Below are 17,019 nucleotides of genomic sequence, written 5' to 3' on the forward strand. Positions count from 1 at the left end.
ATCCCTGCCGGTTGGCGAATTTCGCTTTGCAGCGGGCTAACAATGAGGGGGTTTCGCCCGCCAGGCGGTGGGGAGTTTCAGGTTCTTCGTGCAGGCGGACGCGTCAAGGGGCGGACGCCCGCCCCTTAACAATCCCGGCGTCCGGCAGCCTGCGCGCCCCACTTCGCGGGGTCCCTTCGTCACGCCCTGCGGCCAGCGGACCGTCCGGACGCGCCATCCCTGGCGCGAACCGTCCTTTCGCCGACGTCCTGTCGGCTCATCCTCGCCTCCGGTTGTTCCTCAGCGCTACGGATGCCTCTGGCAAACTCCCGCCTGTTATCTATTTTGTTTTCTCTGATGCTGTATTGTCTGCTGGCCCGTAAAGCCAATCCCGGAAACGTAAAGCGATAAAATACCCAACGTAAGAAGAAGAAATAACAGCGAGGGGTCAGGGAGGCCATCTGAACCGCTGAGCGGATGAGGGATTTCAGGACGAGCGACAGGGATGTCGCGAAGAGGCGGGTTCGCGCCAGGGATGGCGCGTCCCGGCGGTCCGTGAGAAATCAGGAAGAAGCGAAGGGACCGCGAAGCGGCGGTGAAGCAGGCCGGAGCCCGGGGTCAAGGGGGCGCGGCGACAGGCGCCCCCTTGTCGGTCGCCTGCAGAGGCGTTACTGAAAATGCCCAGCCTGCCAGGCGAACGAAACCTCTCTCAGAGCCTGTTCGTGCAGCGAAGACTACAGCTTCAACTCCACAGAGCCCGTTCGCGCAGCGAATACCCGTTAAGCCCGTGCTGCCCGGCCAATCATCTCAGCGCGTTCGCACAACCTCAGTCCCACCCCGTTATTCCCTAAAGTCATAAATCCAAATTTTTTAGTATTTCCTGTTATCAATAATAGTTCTTAACATCAGGGAATCAGATTATGTAAAGAGAGGTAAATGTCGTGAATTTCCAGCAGCTTAAAATCATCCGCGAGGCGGCCCGCTGTGAGTTTAACTTAACGGAAGTCGCTAACACGCTGTTTACCTCCCAGTCAGGTGTCAGTCGGCACATTCGTGACCTGGAAGATGAACTGGGTGTTGAAATCTTTATTCGTCGCGGTAAGCGCCTGCTGGGAATGACCGAACCGGGTAAAGCGCTGCTGACCATCGCCGAACGCATCCTCGATGAAGCAGGGAAGGTACGACGTCTGGCCGATGTCTTTACTAATGAAACCAGCGGCATTCTGACAATTGCAACGACCCATACTCAGGCGCGCTACAGTCTGCCGAAAATCATTAAAGCGTTTCGTCAGCTCTATCCCAACGTTCGTCTGGAACTCAACCAGGGATCGCCGCAGGAAATTGTCACCATGCTGCTGGCGGGTGAAGCGGACATCGGCATCGCCAGTGAAATGCTGGTCAATAACAGCAGCCTGGCGGCATTCCCCTGGTTCAGCTGGCATCATGCGTTGCTGGTGCCGAAAGATCATGAGCTGGTACAGAATCAACCGGTTTCACTGAGCACCCTCAGCCGTTATCCCCTCATTACTTACCGCCAGGGTATCACCGGTCGTTCGCGGGTTGACCGTGCCTTCCAGTCGGCGGGTTTAAAACCGGACATCGTGCTCAGCGCCCAGGACTCCGACGTGGTGAAAACCTACGTTAAACTTGGTCTGGGCGTCGGGATACTGGCCGATCAGGCGTGTGAAACGGAAGAGAGTGAAGAGCTGGTACGCATCGACGCCACGCATCTGTTTGATGCCAGCACCGTCTGGCTCGGCCTCAAGCGGGGACAGCTGCAGCGCAATTATGTCTGGCAGTTCCTGGAACTCTGTAACGCTAATCTGTCGCTGGAGGAGATCAAACGCCAGGCGCTCTCCTACAGTAATGACGACGAACCGGTCATCGACTTCCAGATTTAAAGCGCGTGCGCATCCCACCGGATGCGCGCACATTTCCGCACAGCATAAAATTTCAAATCCCCGCGAAAAACTCGCTTAGCGACCTTTCTGACCCCGCACAACAACATCCTGCGCTGACCCGGCGCGATAAAGTGGAATCAGCTGACCACAAGGGGATGTTATGTCGCGATTACAACTTAAAGACAGCGATCTGCTGCGCCAGCAGGCGTTATTTGCCGGACGCTGGCAGGATGCACATCAGGGTGCCACGCTGCCGGTTACCGATCCCGCCACGGACGAAACGCTGGCGACCATACCGGCGCTGGGCCGTGCGGAAACAGAGCAGGCGATAGCCTATGCGGAAACGGTTCGCATCAGCTGGGGAAAAACCACTAACGCCAGCCGTGCCGCGCTGCTGGAAAAATGGCATCAACTGATTATTGAACATGCTGACGACCTGGCGATCATCATGACCGCAGAGCAGGGCAAACCGCTGGCGGAAGCCAGAGGCGAAGTGCTCTACGGGGCCAGCTTTGTGAAATGGTTCGCGGAAGAGGCGCGCCGTGTCTATGGCGACACCATTCCCGCGCCCAGCGATGACCGGCGCATTCTGGTGCTGAAACAGCCGGTAGGCGTTGCCGCCGCCATCACTCCCTGGAACTTCCCGATTGCGATGATCACCCGTAAGGTGGCACCCGCGCTGGCCGCCGGATGCCCGATTATCGTCAAACCCTCTGAATTAACGCCGCTCTCTGCGCTGGCCCTCGCGGTGCTGGCAGAACGTGCCGGTTTCCCGTCAGGTGTGTTACAGGTGCTGACCGGCCTGCCCATAGAGATTGGCGCGGCACTGACTGGTAGCCGTACGGTGCGTAAAATCTCCTTTACCGGCTCAACCCGCATTGGGCAGTTATTGATGCAGCAGAGCGCTGACAGCATCAAACGTCTGAGCCTGGAGCTGGGCGGCAACGCGCCGCTGATCGTGTTCGATGATGCCGACATTGAGATTGCGGTCGCGGGCGTCATGCTCAGCAAGTTCCGCAACGCCGGGCAGACCTGCGTCTGCGCCAACCGCATCCTGGTGCAGCGCAACATCTATCCACGCTTCACCGCGCGACTGCTGGAGGCGGTCGCCACCCTGAAAGTGGGGGATGGCTTTGCGCCCGACAGCACCATGGGTCCGCTGATTAACCCACGTGCGGTAGAGAAGGTGAATGGTCACATCGATGATGCGCTCAGCCAGGGTGCCACGCTGCTGACCGGCGGCATCAGCCAGGATAATGGTACTTTTGTTCAGCCTACGGTGCTCGGCGAGGTCACGTCCAGCATGCGCATTGCTCATGAGGAGACATTCGGTCCGGTCGCGCCGCTGTTTATCTTTGATGATGAGGATGAGGCCATCGCAATGGCGAATGACACGCCCTACGGACTGGGCGCCTACTTCTTTACCGAAAATATCCGGCGTGCCTGGCGGGTGGCGGAAGCGTTGGAGTTTGGCATGGTCGGCTTTAATACCGGCGCGATTTCTCTTGAAGTTGCCCCCTTTGGAGGCGTGAAACTTTCCGGTATTGGCCGGGAAGGATCCCGCTACGGAATTGATGAATATCTGGAACAGAAAACTTTTCACATCGGCAGTCTGTAATTAAATATGACCAAAACGCCAGCCGGACGATCCGGCTGGCGTTTTTTTATGCCTGACGCACAGAATTATTTCCACGGCGTCAAATAATCCTCTTTAAAAAGTAAAGAATTTATCAGGGATGTGAGGCCGGTCGGTAAATCGGTGTGTCATGAGTGCAGAAGTGAGCAGCCTGAGCCCGAATATCCGCTTTGGTGCAATTTCTGTGCAGGTTGCACCAGCAGGGCGCATAAATTTTGTGAAGTAAATCATCTGTTTAATTGTTCGGCAAATCCGCAAAAATTAACCCGGCAATACGGCAGAAAATTTTTTTGCGCTGTTTTAAACGCATTTTTATTTTTTGCCCGGCTGGCATACTTTCTGCATTAGCTTATTAACAGCGCAGAAATCGCCAGTTAAAAACGCTAATAAGCCAGCAACTGATGGGTGTTACAAATAAGGAATTCTTCCATGTTAAGTTTCGACCCTGAAAAAGTTTCTCTTCCGGCTGGCCATTATATTGGCGGCCAGCACTGCCAGAGCCAAGGCGCAGCCTTTGAGGTTAAACGGCCCTCTGATGGCAGGGTCTATGCCACGCTGCAGGACGCCACGCCGCAGGATGTTGATCGTGCCATCACCGTGGCGCATCAGGCGCTGAAAACCAGCGGCTGGTCTGGCTGTCCACCGCGTGAACGCGGACGGGTATTGCGTCGCTGGGCCGATCTGATTGCGCAGGACGCGCTGCTGGCACAGCTGGAAGCGCTGGGCTCAACCCGGCCCATCAGCGACGTGGTGCTGCACGAAATTCCGTTTACCGCCGAAGCAATTCGCTTTTACGCCGAATGCGCAGACAAATACAGCGGCGATCTCTTTCCCACCCGCGACAGCAGCCTCGGCATGCTGATTGCGGAACCCTATGGCGTCATCGCCGCGATTACCCCGTGGAATTTTCCGCTGTCGATGGCGTCGTGGAAATGCGGACCCGCGCTGGCAGCAGGCAATGCGGTGGTGCTGAAACCCTCTGAACTGACCCCGTTTTCGACGGTGCGCATGGCCGAACTGGCGATTCAGGCGGGCCTGCCGGCGGGCGTGCTGAACATAGTGCAGGGCAGTGGCGCGGTGACCGGCAGTGCGCTGGTGAAACATCCACTGGTTCGCAAAGTCTCGTTTACCGGCTCGACCCTGACCGGTGCGCGCATCATGAGCGATGCCGCGCAACACGGCATGAAACCGGTGACGCTGGAGCTGGGCGGCAAAAGCCCGCAGCTGGTATTTGATGATGCGGGTGACCTTGAGGTGCTGGCTCAGCGCATTCTGCGCGGCTTCACTGCCAACGGCGGTCAGGCGTGCGTGGCGGGCACCCGTCTTATTGTGCAGCGCAACATTGCCGATCCGCTGGTTGAGCGGCTGGCCCAGCTTTGCCGGGAAGTGAAACCGGGCGTCACCTGGCAGGAGGGCAGCCGCTACGCGCCGCTGATCGATGAACGCCAGGGCAACAAAGTCTGCTCGGTCATTGAAGCCGCAAAAGCGCAGGGCGCAGAGGTGCTGGTGGGCGGAGAGCGCTTTGCCGACACCGACAACGGCTGGTTCTGGCAGCCGACGCTGCTGAGCCATGTGGCGCAGGATAACCCGGCGGTACAGCAGGAGATTTTTGGTCCGGTGCTGACGGTACAGACGTTTGATGATGAAGAGCAGGGGCTGGCGATGGCTGCACACGACACCTATGGCCTCTGCGCCGGTGTCCACACCCTGAGCCTGCCGCGCGCGCTGCGGGCGATGCGGGCGATTGACGCAGGCACCGTCTGGATTAACCGCTATGGGCGCTCTGGCGACTTCATCATTCCCACTGGCGGCTTTCTCGGCTCCGGCATTGGTAAAGATTTAGGGCGTCAGGCGTTTCAGGCCTGCCAGCGCCAGAAGAGCGTACTCATCGATTTCTAAGCGCAACTGACAAGACGAGGGTGTTACATGGCACTGTTTAAACCGAAATTCATCACGTTTGACTGTTACGGCACGCTGATTCGCTTCGATATGGCCGGTGCGGCGGAACGCTGTTTCAGCGACCGCGTCGACCCTGAAGCCATGCATGCCTTCACCACCGACTTTGCCAGCTACCGGCTGGATGAGGTGCTCGGCGCATGGAAACCTTATTACGACGTGGTTAGCAATGCCATCCAGCGCACCTGCAAAAAGTGGGGCGTTGAGTGGGATAAAGCCGACAGCGACTTCATTTACACCGATTGCGCCAGCTGGGGTCCGCATCCCGACGTGCCGGCCGGGCTGGCGAAAGTCGCAAAAGAGTTTCCGCTGGTGCTGCTGACCAACTCGATGAAAGACCTGATTCCGCACCATATACCGCGTCTGGGTGCGCCGATCCACATGACCATCACGGCGGAAGAGGCGGGTGCCTACAAACCGCAGATGAAGGGCTTTGAATACATGCTGGATAAACTTGGCTGCGGCCCGGAAGAGATCCTGCACGTCTCCTCCAGCTTCCGCTATGACCTGATGACCGCCTACGATCTCGGCATCAAAAACAAAGTCTGGGTCAATCGCGGTCATGAACCGGCGAACCCGTACTACCAGTACACCGAAATCAAAGATATCGGCGGCCTGCCTGGCGTCGTCGGACTCTGAGGAACCCCCCATGAAACTGGAATCGTTCTGGCAGGCCACGGCTCCGGCCTTTGCCGGTGCTGCCCGCGAACCGCTGCCCGCCCAGGCGGACGTGGTGGTGATTGGCGGCGGCTTCACCGGTGTCTCGGCAGCCCTTAACCTGGCGCGCAGCGGCATCAGCGTGGTGCTGCTGGAGAGTGGCGACGTCATGAGCCAGGCATCGGCGCGCAACGGCGGTCACTGCAATACCGGTGTGGCGCAGAACTTCGCCTCACTGGTGGCGAGTCAGGGCCTGGAGCAGGCCAGCCGCTTCTACCGGGCATTTGACGACGCCGTGAGCTACGTACAGCAACTGATTCAGGATGAAGCGATCGACTGCGACTTCCGGCTGTGCGGCAAACTCAAGCTCGCCAGCAAAGCCTCGCACGTCGCCGGGCTGCAGGAGGCGTATGAACTGATGCGCCGTACCGTGGACCCGGAGATCGAACTGCTCGACAAAACGGCGGTGCGCGACGAGATCGCCAGCGACAAATTCCACGGCGGCCTGCTGCAGAAGCGTGGCGGTCAGATGCACATGGGCAAATTTGGCATCGGGCTGGCTGAAGCCGCCGCGCGCAGCGGGGCGAAGATTTATCCGCATCATGCCGTGACGAAGTTAGAGCGACTGAAGGGCTATCAGCACCGGATTCACACTGCAAACGGCACCCTTCTGGCGGATAAGGTGCTGATGGCGACCGGCTGCTCCAACGTCGGCCCTTTTCCCTGGTTTCAGCGCCGCATCGTGCCGGTCGGCAGCTTTATCGTGGTGACCGAAGCGCTCGACCCAGCGCTGCTGCGCCAGGTGCTGCCCAACAATCGGACCTACGTGACGTCGCTGAATATCGGCAACTACTTCCGCACCACTGCCGACAGCCGGCTGGTGTTTGGCGGCCGGGCGCGGTTTGCGGTCAGCAACCCGACCTCTGATTCGCGCAGCGGCGGGATCCTGCGCCACGCGATGACGCAGATGCTGCCGCAACTCGGCCAGGCAGCGCTGGATTACTGCTGGGGCGGCATGGTCGATATGACCGCCGACCGTCTGCCGCATGCGGGTGAACAGGATGGCCTCTTCTATTCGCTGGGCTACAGCGGCCACGGCACGCAGATGTCGGTGTGGATGGGACGGGTAATGGCCGATCTGCTGGCCGAAAAGCGCACTGAAAATCCCTGGCAGCGCGACGCATGGCCCGCGCTGCCCGGTTATCACGGCAAGCCATGGTTTTTACCGCTCGCAGGACTCTATTACAAAGCAAAGGATCGCCTTTCTTAACGTCCCGTCGGGTGCTGGCCGCCAGGTTGCCAGCACCGCCAGAACATGATCCCGGTTCGCCTGACTATTGAGGGTAGAGAGATGAGTAAATTTGATAATAACGACGCTGATGCGGTAAATCCGGCACTGACGCGCATGATCACCGAAGGCTCGCTGTCACGCCGCAGCCTGATGAAGATTCTTTCCGCCGGTGCGGTGATGAGCAGCGGGCTGGTGGGCTTCTCCGGGGCGGCACTGGCGGACGACAAGCCGGTCAAAGGCGGTAAACTGCGGGCGGCAATGTCGAATGCCTCCGCCACCGACACACTCGATCCGGCGAAAAGTAACAACAGCGCGGACTATACCCGTCAATTCATGTTCTACAGCGGCCTGACCGAACTGGACAAAAACCTGATGGCCCAACCGGCGCTGGCCGAATCAGTGGAATCCAGCGACGGCATCACCTGGCATATTAAACTGCGGAAGGGCGTCACCTTCCATGATGGCAAACCGCTGACCGCTAAAGACGTGATCTTCTCGCTCAGCCGACACAAAGATCCGGCCATCGCCTCAATCGCCTTTAAGCTGGCTGATCAGTTTAAAACCTTCAGCGCGGTCAATGATAATGAGGTGCAGCTGGAGCTGAACAACGCCAACTTTGACGTCCCTTACATGCTGGCGACGCCGCCGTTTTTGATTGTCAAAGACGGCACCACCGACTTCAGTAAAGGCATCGGCACCGGTCCGTTTGTCTGCAAAACCTTTATGCCAGGCACGCGCACCATTGGTACCAAAAATCCCAACTACTACAAGCCCGGTCTGCCGCATCTGGATGAGGTGGAGCTGATTGGCGTCACTGACAACGCGGCGCGTGTCAATGCCCTGATGTCGGGCGATCTGCAGATGATCTCCACCCTGAGCGCCGCGGACTGCAAACGCATCAAAGCCAGCAGCGAGTTTGGCATACTGGAAAGCAAATCAGGCATGTACACCAACCTGATTATCCGCACCGACGTGAAGCCGGGTAACAACGAAGATTTCGTGCTGGCGATGAAATATCTGCAGCCGCGCGAAATGCTGGTGAAAACGGTACTGCAGGGTTACGGCGACGTCAGTAATGACACCCCGGTTCCGCCATGGCATCCGCTTTACAACGCCGACCTCAAACCGCGTCCGCTCGACATCGAAAAAGCGAAGTTCCACATTAAAAAAGCGGGCATGGCGGGCGCTACGGTAGAGATCATCACGACGCCCAACATTGAAGGGGCGAATGAAGGCGGGCAGATGATCCAGCAGCTGGCGCGCGGGGCGGGGCTGAACATCAAAGTGCGACGCGTGCCGTATGACGGTTACTGGTCTTCACACTGGATGAAAGATCCGGTGGGATATGGCTCGATAAATCCGCGTCCGACGCTCGACATGCTCTTCTCACAGTTTTATCTCTCTACCGCACCGAATAACGAGTCGGGCTGGAAAAATCCGCAGTTTGATCAACTGGTGGTCGCCGCGCGCGGAGAACGCGATCAGGCAAAGCGCAAGCAGATGTATGGCGACATGCAGACGCTGATTTATGACCACTGCGGCACGATCATCCCGACCTTTATCAGCTCCACCGATGGCTACAACAAAAAGGTCAAAGGGGTCGAAGCCTGGCCGTCAGGCATGATGATGGGCTATCGCTTCCATGAGTTTGCCTGGCTGACCGCCTGATCTCAGCCTGCCCCATCAGGCTATTTATAAGGAGTTCGCCGATGAACCGATACATGCTGTTCCTGATTGCCCGGCGCGTTGGCGCCGGCATCCTGACGTTGCTTATCGTCTCGGCGGTGGTGTTTTTCATCACCAGCCTGCTGCCGGGTGACGCGGCGCAGATGATCCTCGGCCAGAACGCCACGCCGGAAACGGTGGCGGCGTTACGGCAGCAGCTGGGTCTCGATCAGCCTCTACTGGTCCGCTATCTCCACTGGCTGACGGGTATGGTGCAGGGTGACTTTGGCATCTCGTTTGCCAGCCATCTGCCGGTCTCGCAGCTGGTGGCGCAGCGCATACCCGCCACCTTCGAACTGGCGGGCATCACCACGCTGATCTGCGTGCCGCTGGCGCTGATTATCGGCATTATCGCGGCGATGAACCGCGGTTCAAGGCTCGATCGGGCGCTGGTTATCGGCACCATGGCGACGGTGGCCGTGCCGGAGTTCCTGGTCGCGACCGTGGCGGTGTTGATTTTCGCCGTCAAACTGCACTGGGTGTCGGCGATGTCGTTCGGCAGTCCGGACAGCGACCTGCTGAGCTACCTCAAAGCCTATGCGCTGCCGGTGCTGACGCTCTGCTGCGTGCTGGTGGCGCAGATGGCCCGCATGACGCGGGCCGCCATTATCAACCAGCTCGACAGCCCCTACCTGGAGATGGCGCTGCTTAAAGGGGTGTCGCCGCTCCGCGCTGTGCTGCGTCACGCGCTGCCCAACGCGGTCGGACCCATCGCCAATGCGATCTCTCTCAGTCTCTCCTACCTGTTTGGCGGGGTGATCATCATCGAAACCATCTTCAGCTATCCCGGTCTGGCCAGCCAGCTGGTGGATGCGGTCAGCAACCGCGACCTGCCGGTGGTGCAGCTCTGCGTGATGCTGTTCGCCGCCTGCTACCTGGTTCTGCTGCTGGCGGCCGACATTCTGACTATCGCCTTTAACCCGAAATGGAGAAGCGCATGAATACACTCTTGTTGCCCTGGCGTTTCTTACAGTCGCTCTCCTGGTCGGGCCGGCTGGGTCTGATCATGTCGCTGTTCTGGCTGCTGATGGCGGTGTTTGGCACGCCACTGGCCCCGCACAGCATTGATGACATCGGCGGCGGCCCGCTGATGGGCGGCATGACGGCCGATAACCTGCTGGGGACCGACTACCTGGGGCGCGACATGCTGAGCCGTATCCTCTACGGCGCGAAGTTCTCCATCGGCCTGGCGCTGAGTGCGGCGCTGCTGGCCAGCCTGATCGGCACGCTGCTGGCCCTGCTGGCGGCGGTAACGGGACGCTGGCTGGAGGAGCTGCTGGGCCGCGTCAACGATGCCCTGCTGGTGCTGCCGGGCAAGGTACTGTCGCTGATGATTGTCGCGGTGTTTGGCTCCTCGCTGCCCATGCTGATCCTGACGGCGGTGTTCACCTACTGGCCGGGCGCATTCCGCATTGCTTTTGCCATGGCCAGCTCGCTGCGCAGCATGGACTACGTCCGGGCGTCACGGCTGCGGGGCGAAAGCCGCTGGTATATCGCCATTCACGATATCCTGCCTAACATGGTGCACCCGATGCTGACGGACTTTGGCCTGCGCTTTGTCTACATCGTGCTGCTGCTGAGCGGCCTGAGCTTCCTCGGCCTGGGGGTACAGCCGCCGTACGCCGACTGGGGCACGCTGGTACGTGAAAATATGCAGGGGCTGTTTGATGGCTCGCCCGCGGTACTGATGCCCGCACTGGCGATTGCCAGCCTGACCATTGGTGCCAACCTGTTTATTGACAGCCTGCAGGCGATGCGTCCGATGACGCTGTCGAAGGAGGGAGCATGAACGTGACACCACATACCGCTATGCCGGTGATTTCGGTAGATAAACTGCGCGTCACCGCGCAGACCGATCGCGGTGAAGAGCTCGACCTTGTGTCGGACATTCACTTCACGGTGCAGAAGGGCGAGGTGCTGGCGCTGATTGGCGAATCCGGCTCCGGAAAAACCACCATCGCCATGGCACTGATGGGCTATGCCCGCAACGGCTGCCGCATCGCTGAGGGCAATATTCACGTTGCCGGCACCGATGTGAACAGTCTGTCACCGGGCCAGCTGCGCGCGTTTCGCGGCAACAAGGTCGCCTATATCGCCCAGAGCGCCGCGGCGTCATTTAATCCGGGGATGAAGATCCTCGACCAGGTGATTGAGCCGGTGGTTATTCACGGCACGATGACCCGCAAAGACGCGAAAGCCAAAGCGATTGGCCTGTTCCGTGAGCTGGCGCTGCCCAATCCCGAGACCATTGGCGACCGGTTCCCGCACCAGGTATCGGGCGGTCAGTTACAGCGCCTGATGACGGCAATGGCGCTGATTGGCGATCCCGACGTCGTGATCCTGGATGAGCCCACGACCGCGCTGGATGTCACCACGCAGGTGGAAGTGTTGAAGGCGTTTCGCCGCGTGGTGGTGCAGCGCGGCGTCACCGCGATTTACGTCAGTCACGATCTGGCCGTGGTGGCACAGATGGCTGACCGGATTCTGGTGCTGCTGCGCGGTAAAATGGCGGAGTATGGCAGTACTGCGCACCTGATTGGCGCGCCGCAGGCGGAATACACGCGACTGCTGATGGAAGCGGCACGGCATAAAGAGCGGCCCAGCAACTGGTGTCCGGCCGCCGCCGATATTCAGCCGCTGCTGGAAGTGCGCGATCTCAATGCCGGTTACGGCCCGCGTGACAGCGACGGCCAGCCGAAAATACGCATTCTGGAGGAGATTAACCTTAAGCTGTGGAAAGGGCAGGCGATTGGCATCATCGGCGAGTCAGGCTCCGGCAAAACGACGCTGGCTCATGCGATTGCCGGTCTCAACGCGCCAAGCCACGGGCATATCCTGTTTAACGGCCACTATATTGCCGGCGATATGCAGAAACGTCCTGACAATGAGCTGCGGCGCATTCAGTATGTATTCCAGATGGCAGATACCGCGCTGAATCCGGCCCATAGCGTTGAGCGCATCCTGTCGCGACCGCTGACGCTGTTTCATGGCCTGAGCGGGGCAGCCCGGCAGCAGCGACTTTATCAGCTGCTGGATCTGGTGCAGCTGCCGCGCAGCGTGCTGTGGCGGCGCCCCTGGGCGCTCTCCGGCGGTCAGAAGCAGCGCGTCAATCTGGCGCGTGCGCTGGCAGCTGAGCCGGATCTGATTTTGTGCGATGAAGTGACCTCGGCGCTGGATACTGTGGTCGCCGCCGCCGTCCTCGACTTAATCAGCGAACTGCGTCGCGAACTGGGGCTTTCCGTGATCTTCATCAGCCACGACATGCATGCGGTGCGCGCGGTGTGCGACGAAATTGTGGTGATGAAAAGCGGTCGCATCGTCACCCAGCTGACACGCAACGATTACGACAAGCCGACCAGCGAGTTGTATTTCGAGCGGCTGAAACGCGCGGTGCCGGAGCTGCGGCAGGGCTGGCTGGATGAACATGAAGAGATTTTAAAAGCGGAGTGAGTGGCCGCTGAGCCTTACGGGCAACTGAATTTATCCGTCTGCGCAGTACTGATGTGCAAGGCAGGCGGCGTGGGTCAGCGTACAGCGGCGATGTCGCCGTGCGCCAGACCCGATACTGACAACAGAGGTCATCTTGTTATGCCCGCACCGATTCGTTATGTACAGGACAGTGCTGACTTTCCCGATTCCGCCGATGTGGTGGTGATTGGCGCCGGTATCGCCGGTGCCGCCGCCACCTGGGAGCTGGCGAAGCAGGGAGTGAAGGTGGTGCTGATTGAAAAAGGGCTGGTTGGCGCTGAGCAGTCGAGCCGCAACTGGGGCTGGTGCCGCCAGCAAAACCGCGATGAGCGTGAATTGCCGCTGATTATCTATGCGCTGCAACGCTGGGGTGAGCTAAGTGAAGAAACCGGTGAAGAGCTGGGTTTCCGCCGCAGCGGGCTGGTCTACGCCACCCAGGAAGAGTCGGATATCGCGGCCTGGGATAAGTGGAACCAGATGGCGAAAGGCTATGGCATGCGCAGTTCGATTCTCACCGCAGAGCAGGCTAAAGCAATGACGCCCGGCAGCACCACAAACTGGCTGGGCGGTCTCTCGTCGCCGACCGATGGTCACGCCGAGCCGCGCCTGGCCGCACCGGGGCTGGTGGCGGGCGCGCAGAAAAAGGGTGCACTGCTGTTTCAGCAGTGCGCAGTCCGCGGGCTGGATATTGCGGCCGGACGGGTCAGCGGCGTCTGGACCGAGCGCGGTTTGATCAAAACCAGCCGGGTTATCTGTGCCGCCGGGGCCTGGACCTCCATGTTCTGCCGTCGTCACGGCATCGACCTGCCGCTGGGCAACGTGATTGGCACTGCCTTCCGCACGCAGCCTATTGAGCAGGCGATCGCCATGCCGCTCTACACACCGGGCTTTGCCTGTCGCCCACAAATGGATGGCAGCTATACCGTCTCAGTCTCAGGCCGCGGACGTCTTGAGCCGGGCGCTCAGGGGCTGCGCTATGCCCGTCAGTTCTATCCGACCTTTAAAAGCCGCCGCAAGAATCTGACCCTGAATCTCGGCCTGTCACCGTTCTTCAATGGCCCTGAAGCGATGGGGGGCTGGTCATTCGACCGCGAGTCGCCGTTTGAGCGGATGCGCATTCTCGATCCGGCAGCGGATGCAAAAATCGTGGAAGAGGGCCTGGCGGCAATGCGGCGTGAATATCCGGCGCTGGCGAATCTCCGGCTGGCGCAGTCGTGGGGCGGCATGATTGACAGCACCCCGGACGCGATTCCGGTGATCTCAACCGTGGCGAAACTGCCGGGGCTGGTGCTCTCGGCGGGTTACAGCGCCCACGGCTTCGGTATCGGACCCGGTGCCGGACGACTGGCTGCCGACCTGGCGACCGACGCCACACCCATCGTTGATCCTCAGCCGTACCGCTACAGCCGTCTGGTTGACGGCAGCGGACTTGAAACGCCAGGCATGATGTAAGGAGAACGCGAATGAGCCTGACCATACGCGCAATGACGCCAGATGATATTGAAACGTGTTTCACCTTAACCCAGGTGCTGAAATGGCCCCATCGCCGTGAAGACTGGCAGCTGGCGCTGCAGCTGGGCGAGGGCACGGTAATAGAAGAGCAGGGCAAACTGATTGGCAGCGCAGTACTCTGGCGCTGGGGTGACCATGCCGCCACGGTGGGACTGGTGATTATCGATAACCAGCAGCAGGGACGCGGCCTGGGCAAGCAGCTGATGCTGGCGCAGCTGGAAAAAGTGCCTGACGTTAACGTGCGTCTGCACGCCACCGAAATGGGCAAAGGGTTGTATGAAAAGCTCGGCTTTGTCAGCTGTGGTGAGATCCGCCAGCACCAGACGCGTGCCGTGACCACGCTGCCAGAGGTGGTGATCCCCGCGGGGCTGAAACTGCGCCCGGCGACGGCTGCCGATCATGGCATGCTGGTGACGCTGGATCAGCTGGCACACGGCATGCATCGCCCGGCGCTGATCGACCACCTGCTTCGCGACAGCCAGACAGTGATTTTAGAGGATGCGCAGCAGCAGATTCAGGGCTTCGCCAGCCTGCGCCGCTTTGGTCACGGCTGGGCAATTGGCCCGGTGATCGCAGCAAACTTTCCGGCCGCTCAGGCACTGGTCGCCTCGCTGATGCAGTCGCTACAGGGTGAATTTCTGCGCATCGATACCGACGCCGCGCTGCCGATGGCGGCCTGGCTTGAAAGTCTTGGTATTCCTCAGGTCGATGCGCCCACCACCATGGTGCGCGGCACGCCCTGGACGCCGCAGAGTATGCAGGCATTTGGACTGATGACGCAGGCGATGGCCTGATGCATATCGTCTATAAATCGGAGCCGGAACGAGGCCGGATCTGGCAGCGCTGGCTGGCCGAGCATGCGCCTGACATTCAGCTGCATCTCTGGCCGGAGACCGGTGATCCGGAGCAGGTTGAGGCGCTGGTCGCCTGGCAGCCACCCGAAGACATTCCGGCGCTGTTTCCCCGGCTGAAACTGCTGTTCTCGGTGGGGGCGGGTGCCGACCAGTTTGACTTCAGCGCGCTGCCGCCTGACCTGCCGGTGATCAGAATGATCGAGCCGGGCCTGACGCAGGGCATGGTGGAATATGTCACCTTCGCGGTGCTCGGTCTGCATCGCGACATGCCGCGCTATTTCCATCAGCAACGGCAGCAGCAGTGGCAGCCTCATGCAGCCATACCTGCCGGGCAGCGTCGGGTCGGCGTGATGGGGCTGGGCGAACTGGGGCAGGCCGCGTTAGCGCAGCTGGTGGCGCTGGGCTTTGACTGCGCAGGCTGGAGCCGCACACCGCGCGAGTGCCCCGGCGTGCGCTGCTGGTACGGCAATGATCAACTCGCTGACTTCCTGGCACACAGCGAGATTCTGGTCTGCCTGCTTCCGCTGACCGACACCACCCAGGGTTTACTGAATCAGTCGCTGTTCAGCCAGCTACCGCACGGCGCGGCGCTGGTGCAGGCCGGGCGCGGCCCGCAGCTGAATGATGATGATCTGCTGAGGGCACTGGAGAGCGGTCAGCTGCTTGCCGCCGTCGTTGACGTCACCGATCCGGAGCCGTTACCGCCGGGCCATCCCTTCTGGCACCATCCCGCCATCTGGCTGACGCCGCACATTGCCAGCCAGACGCAGAATGAGAGCGCCATTGCGGCCCTGCTGGAGAACCTGCGGCGCTACCAGCGTGGCGAGCCGCTGCACGGTGAGATTGACCGTTCGCGAGGATATTAAGATGGAACATTTAGTCGCACTGCGCCGCGACCTGCATGCGCACCCGGAACTGGGTTTTCAGGAGCAGCGCACCAGCGACATCGTGGCGAACTTCCTGCACCAGCTGGGCATTGAGGTGCATCGCGGCATCGGTAAAACCGGCGTGGTCGGGATACTGAAGAAGGGCAGCAGTGAACGCATGATTGGCCTGCGCGCCGACATGGATGCGCTGCCGATGCAGGACCAGAGCGGCACGGAATGGCAAAGTCAGGCAGAGCAGGTGAGTCATGCCTGTGGCCACGACGGCCATATGGTGATGCTGCTGGGTGCCGCTGAAAAACTGGCGCGGGACATCAGCTTTGACGGCAGCGTCTGCTTTATCTACCAGCCAGCCGAAGAGGGACTGGCGGGTGCAAAAGCGATGATCGACGACGGTCTGTTCAGCCGCTTTCCCTGTGAGGCGGTCTACGCCATTCACAACTGGCCGGAACTGCCGCTCGGTCAGGTAGAGACCCGCCCTGGCCCGATTATGGCAGCAGCCGACCGCTTTGATATCCGGGTGCTGGGTGGCGGCGGTCACGCCGCGCAGCCTCACCTGACGCGTGACACTTTGCTGGCGACCAGTGAACTGGTGGTACAGCTCAATACGCTGGTTTCACGCGCTTTGGATCCGTGCGAAACCGCGCTGCTTACCGTCACACGGATGCAGGGCGGCTTTTCACACAACATGATCCCGGCCGAGGCGAGTATCACCGGCACGGTGCGTACCTTCAGCCCGGCGGCGCAGGATACGATTGAAGCACGGCTGCGCCAGATGGCGGAGCACGTCACGGCGGCTCATGGGTTGCACGCAGAAGTGAGCTATCAGCGTTACTACCCGGCGACGATGAACAGCGCGACGGAAGCGCAGTTTTGCCTGGAGGCGCTGACGCAGGCAGGCATCCCGGCTGACACCGCGGCCAGACCCGCGCTCACCTCGGAAGATTTCGCTTTTATGCTGCAGGCGCGGCCCGGTGCCTATCTGTGGCTGGGATCGGCACCCTGCAAGCCATTGCACCATGCCGCATATGACTTCAACGATGCGCTGATCCCGTATGGCGTTAACGTTTTTGTCGCGCTGGTACGTCAGGCGCTGGCAGAGAAATTTCCCTGCTGAATGCAGCGGGATTTTGACAGGAAATGCCGCTGCCTGGGG

General features: G+C 60.2%; 13 protein-coding genes. All 13 read left to right on the top strand.

Annotated elements, in window-relative coordinates; translation table 11 throughout:
• The first annotated feature begins 920 nt into the window (after positions 1-920).
• The 13 genes from cbl to IBT54_RS22455 all read left to right on the top strand — a co-directional run bounded on the left by cbl (position 921) and on the right by IBT54_RS22455 (position 16,980).
• Positions 921-1,880 carry an HTH-type transcriptional regulator Cbl gene (gene cbl, locus IBT54_RS22395; protein WP_013358380.1) on the top strand — a complete coding sequence of 320 codons (960 nt, stop codon included), beginning with the start codon at positions 921-923 and terminating at the stop codon, positions 1,878-1,880.
• Positions 1,881-2,040: 160 nt separating this feature from the next.
• Positions 2,041-3,498 carry an NAD-dependent succinate-semialdehyde dehydrogenase gene (locus IBT54_RS22400; RefSeq protein ID WP_201253099.1) on the top strand — a complete coding sequence of 486 codons (1,458 nt, stop codon included), beginning with the start codon at positions 2,041-2,043 and terminating at the stop codon, positions 3,496-3,498.
• 447 nt (positions 3,499-3,945) lie between these two features.
• Complete coding sequence (locus IBT54_RS22405; RefSeq protein ID WP_201253100.1) at positions 3,946-5,415, top strand: aldehyde dehydrogenase; 1,470 nt, start codon at positions 3,946-3,948, stop codon at positions 5,413-5,415.
• A gap of 27 nt (positions 5,416-5,442) precedes the next feature.
• Complete coding sequence (locus tag IBT54_RS22410; RefSeq protein ID WP_201253101.1) at positions 5,443-6,111, top strand: haloacid dehalogenase type II; 669 nt, start codon at positions 5,443-5,445, stop codon at positions 6,109-6,111.
• Between the two features lie 10 nt (positions 6,112-6,121).
• A complete protein-coding gene (locus tag IBT54_RS22415) occupies positions 6,122-7,399 on the top strand; it encodes an FAD-binding oxidoreductase (RefSeq protein ID WP_201253102.1) in 1,278 nt (425 codons plus the stop codon).
• An 81-nt stretch (positions 7,400-7,480) separates the two neighbouring features.
• A complete protein-coding gene (locus IBT54_RS22420) occupies positions 7,481-9,088 on the top strand; it encodes an ABC transporter substrate-binding protein (RefSeq protein WP_201253103.1) in 1,608 nt (535 codons plus the stop codon).
• Positions 9,089-9,129: 41 nt separating this feature from the next.
• Positions 9,130-10,086 carry an ABC transporter permease gene (locus tag IBT54_RS22425; protein ID WP_201253104.1) on the top strand — a complete coding sequence of 319 codons (957 nt, stop codon included), beginning with the start codon at positions 9,130-9,132 and terminating at the stop codon, positions 10,084-10,086.
• The gene (locus tag IBT54_RS22430; protein WP_201253105.1) at positions 10,083-10,934 is read left to right on the top strand and encodes an ABC transporter permease; all 852 of its coding nucleotides are present in this window, start codon (positions 10,083-10,085) and stop codon (positions 10,932-10,934) included. Before IBT54_RS22425 ends, IBT54_RS22430 begins: the two co-directional genes overlap by 4 nt.
• Positions 10,931-12,595 (top strand): ABC transporter ATP-binding protein, encoded by a 1,665-nt coding sequence (locus IBT54_RS22435; RefSeq protein ID WP_013358370.1) that lies wholly within the window; start codon positions 10,931-10,933, stop codon positions 12,593-12,595. The genes IBT54_RS22430 and IBT54_RS22435 overlap by 4 nt, the downstream gene beginning before the upstream one ends.
• A 138-nt stretch (positions 12,596-12,733) precedes the next feature.
• The gene (locus IBT54_RS22440) at positions 12,734-14,065 is read left to right on the top strand and encodes an FAD-binding oxidoreductase (RefSeq protein WP_110330567.1); all 1,332 of its coding nucleotides are present in this window, start codon (positions 12,734-12,736) and stop codon (positions 14,063-14,065) included.
• A gap of 11 nt (positions 14,066-14,076) precedes the next feature.
• The gene (locus IBT54_RS22445; RefSeq protein ID WP_201253106.1) at positions 14,077-14,919 is read left to right on the top strand and encodes a GNAT family N-acetyltransferase; all 843 of its coding nucleotides are present in this window, start codon (positions 14,077-14,079) and stop codon (positions 14,917-14,919) included.
• A complete protein-coding gene (locus tag IBT54_RS22450) occupies positions 14,919-15,845 on the top strand; it encodes a glyoxylate/hydroxypyruvate reductase A (RefSeq protein WP_201253107.1) in 927 nt (308 codons plus the stop codon). Before IBT54_RS22445 ends, IBT54_RS22450 begins: the two co-directional genes overlap by 1 nt.
• Before the next feature lies 1 nt (position 15,846).
• A complete protein-coding gene (locus IBT54_RS22455) occupies positions 15,847-16,980 on the top strand; it encodes a M20 aminoacylase family protein (protein ID WP_201253108.1) in 1,134 nt (377 codons plus the stop codon).
• Positions 16,981-17,019 lie beyond the last annotated feature (39 nt).

This window comes from Pantoea sp. S62 (assembly GCF_016658625.1).
GTDB lineage: Bacteria > Pseudomonadota > Gammaproteobacteria > Enterobacterales > Enterobacteriaceae > Pantoea > Pantoea vagans.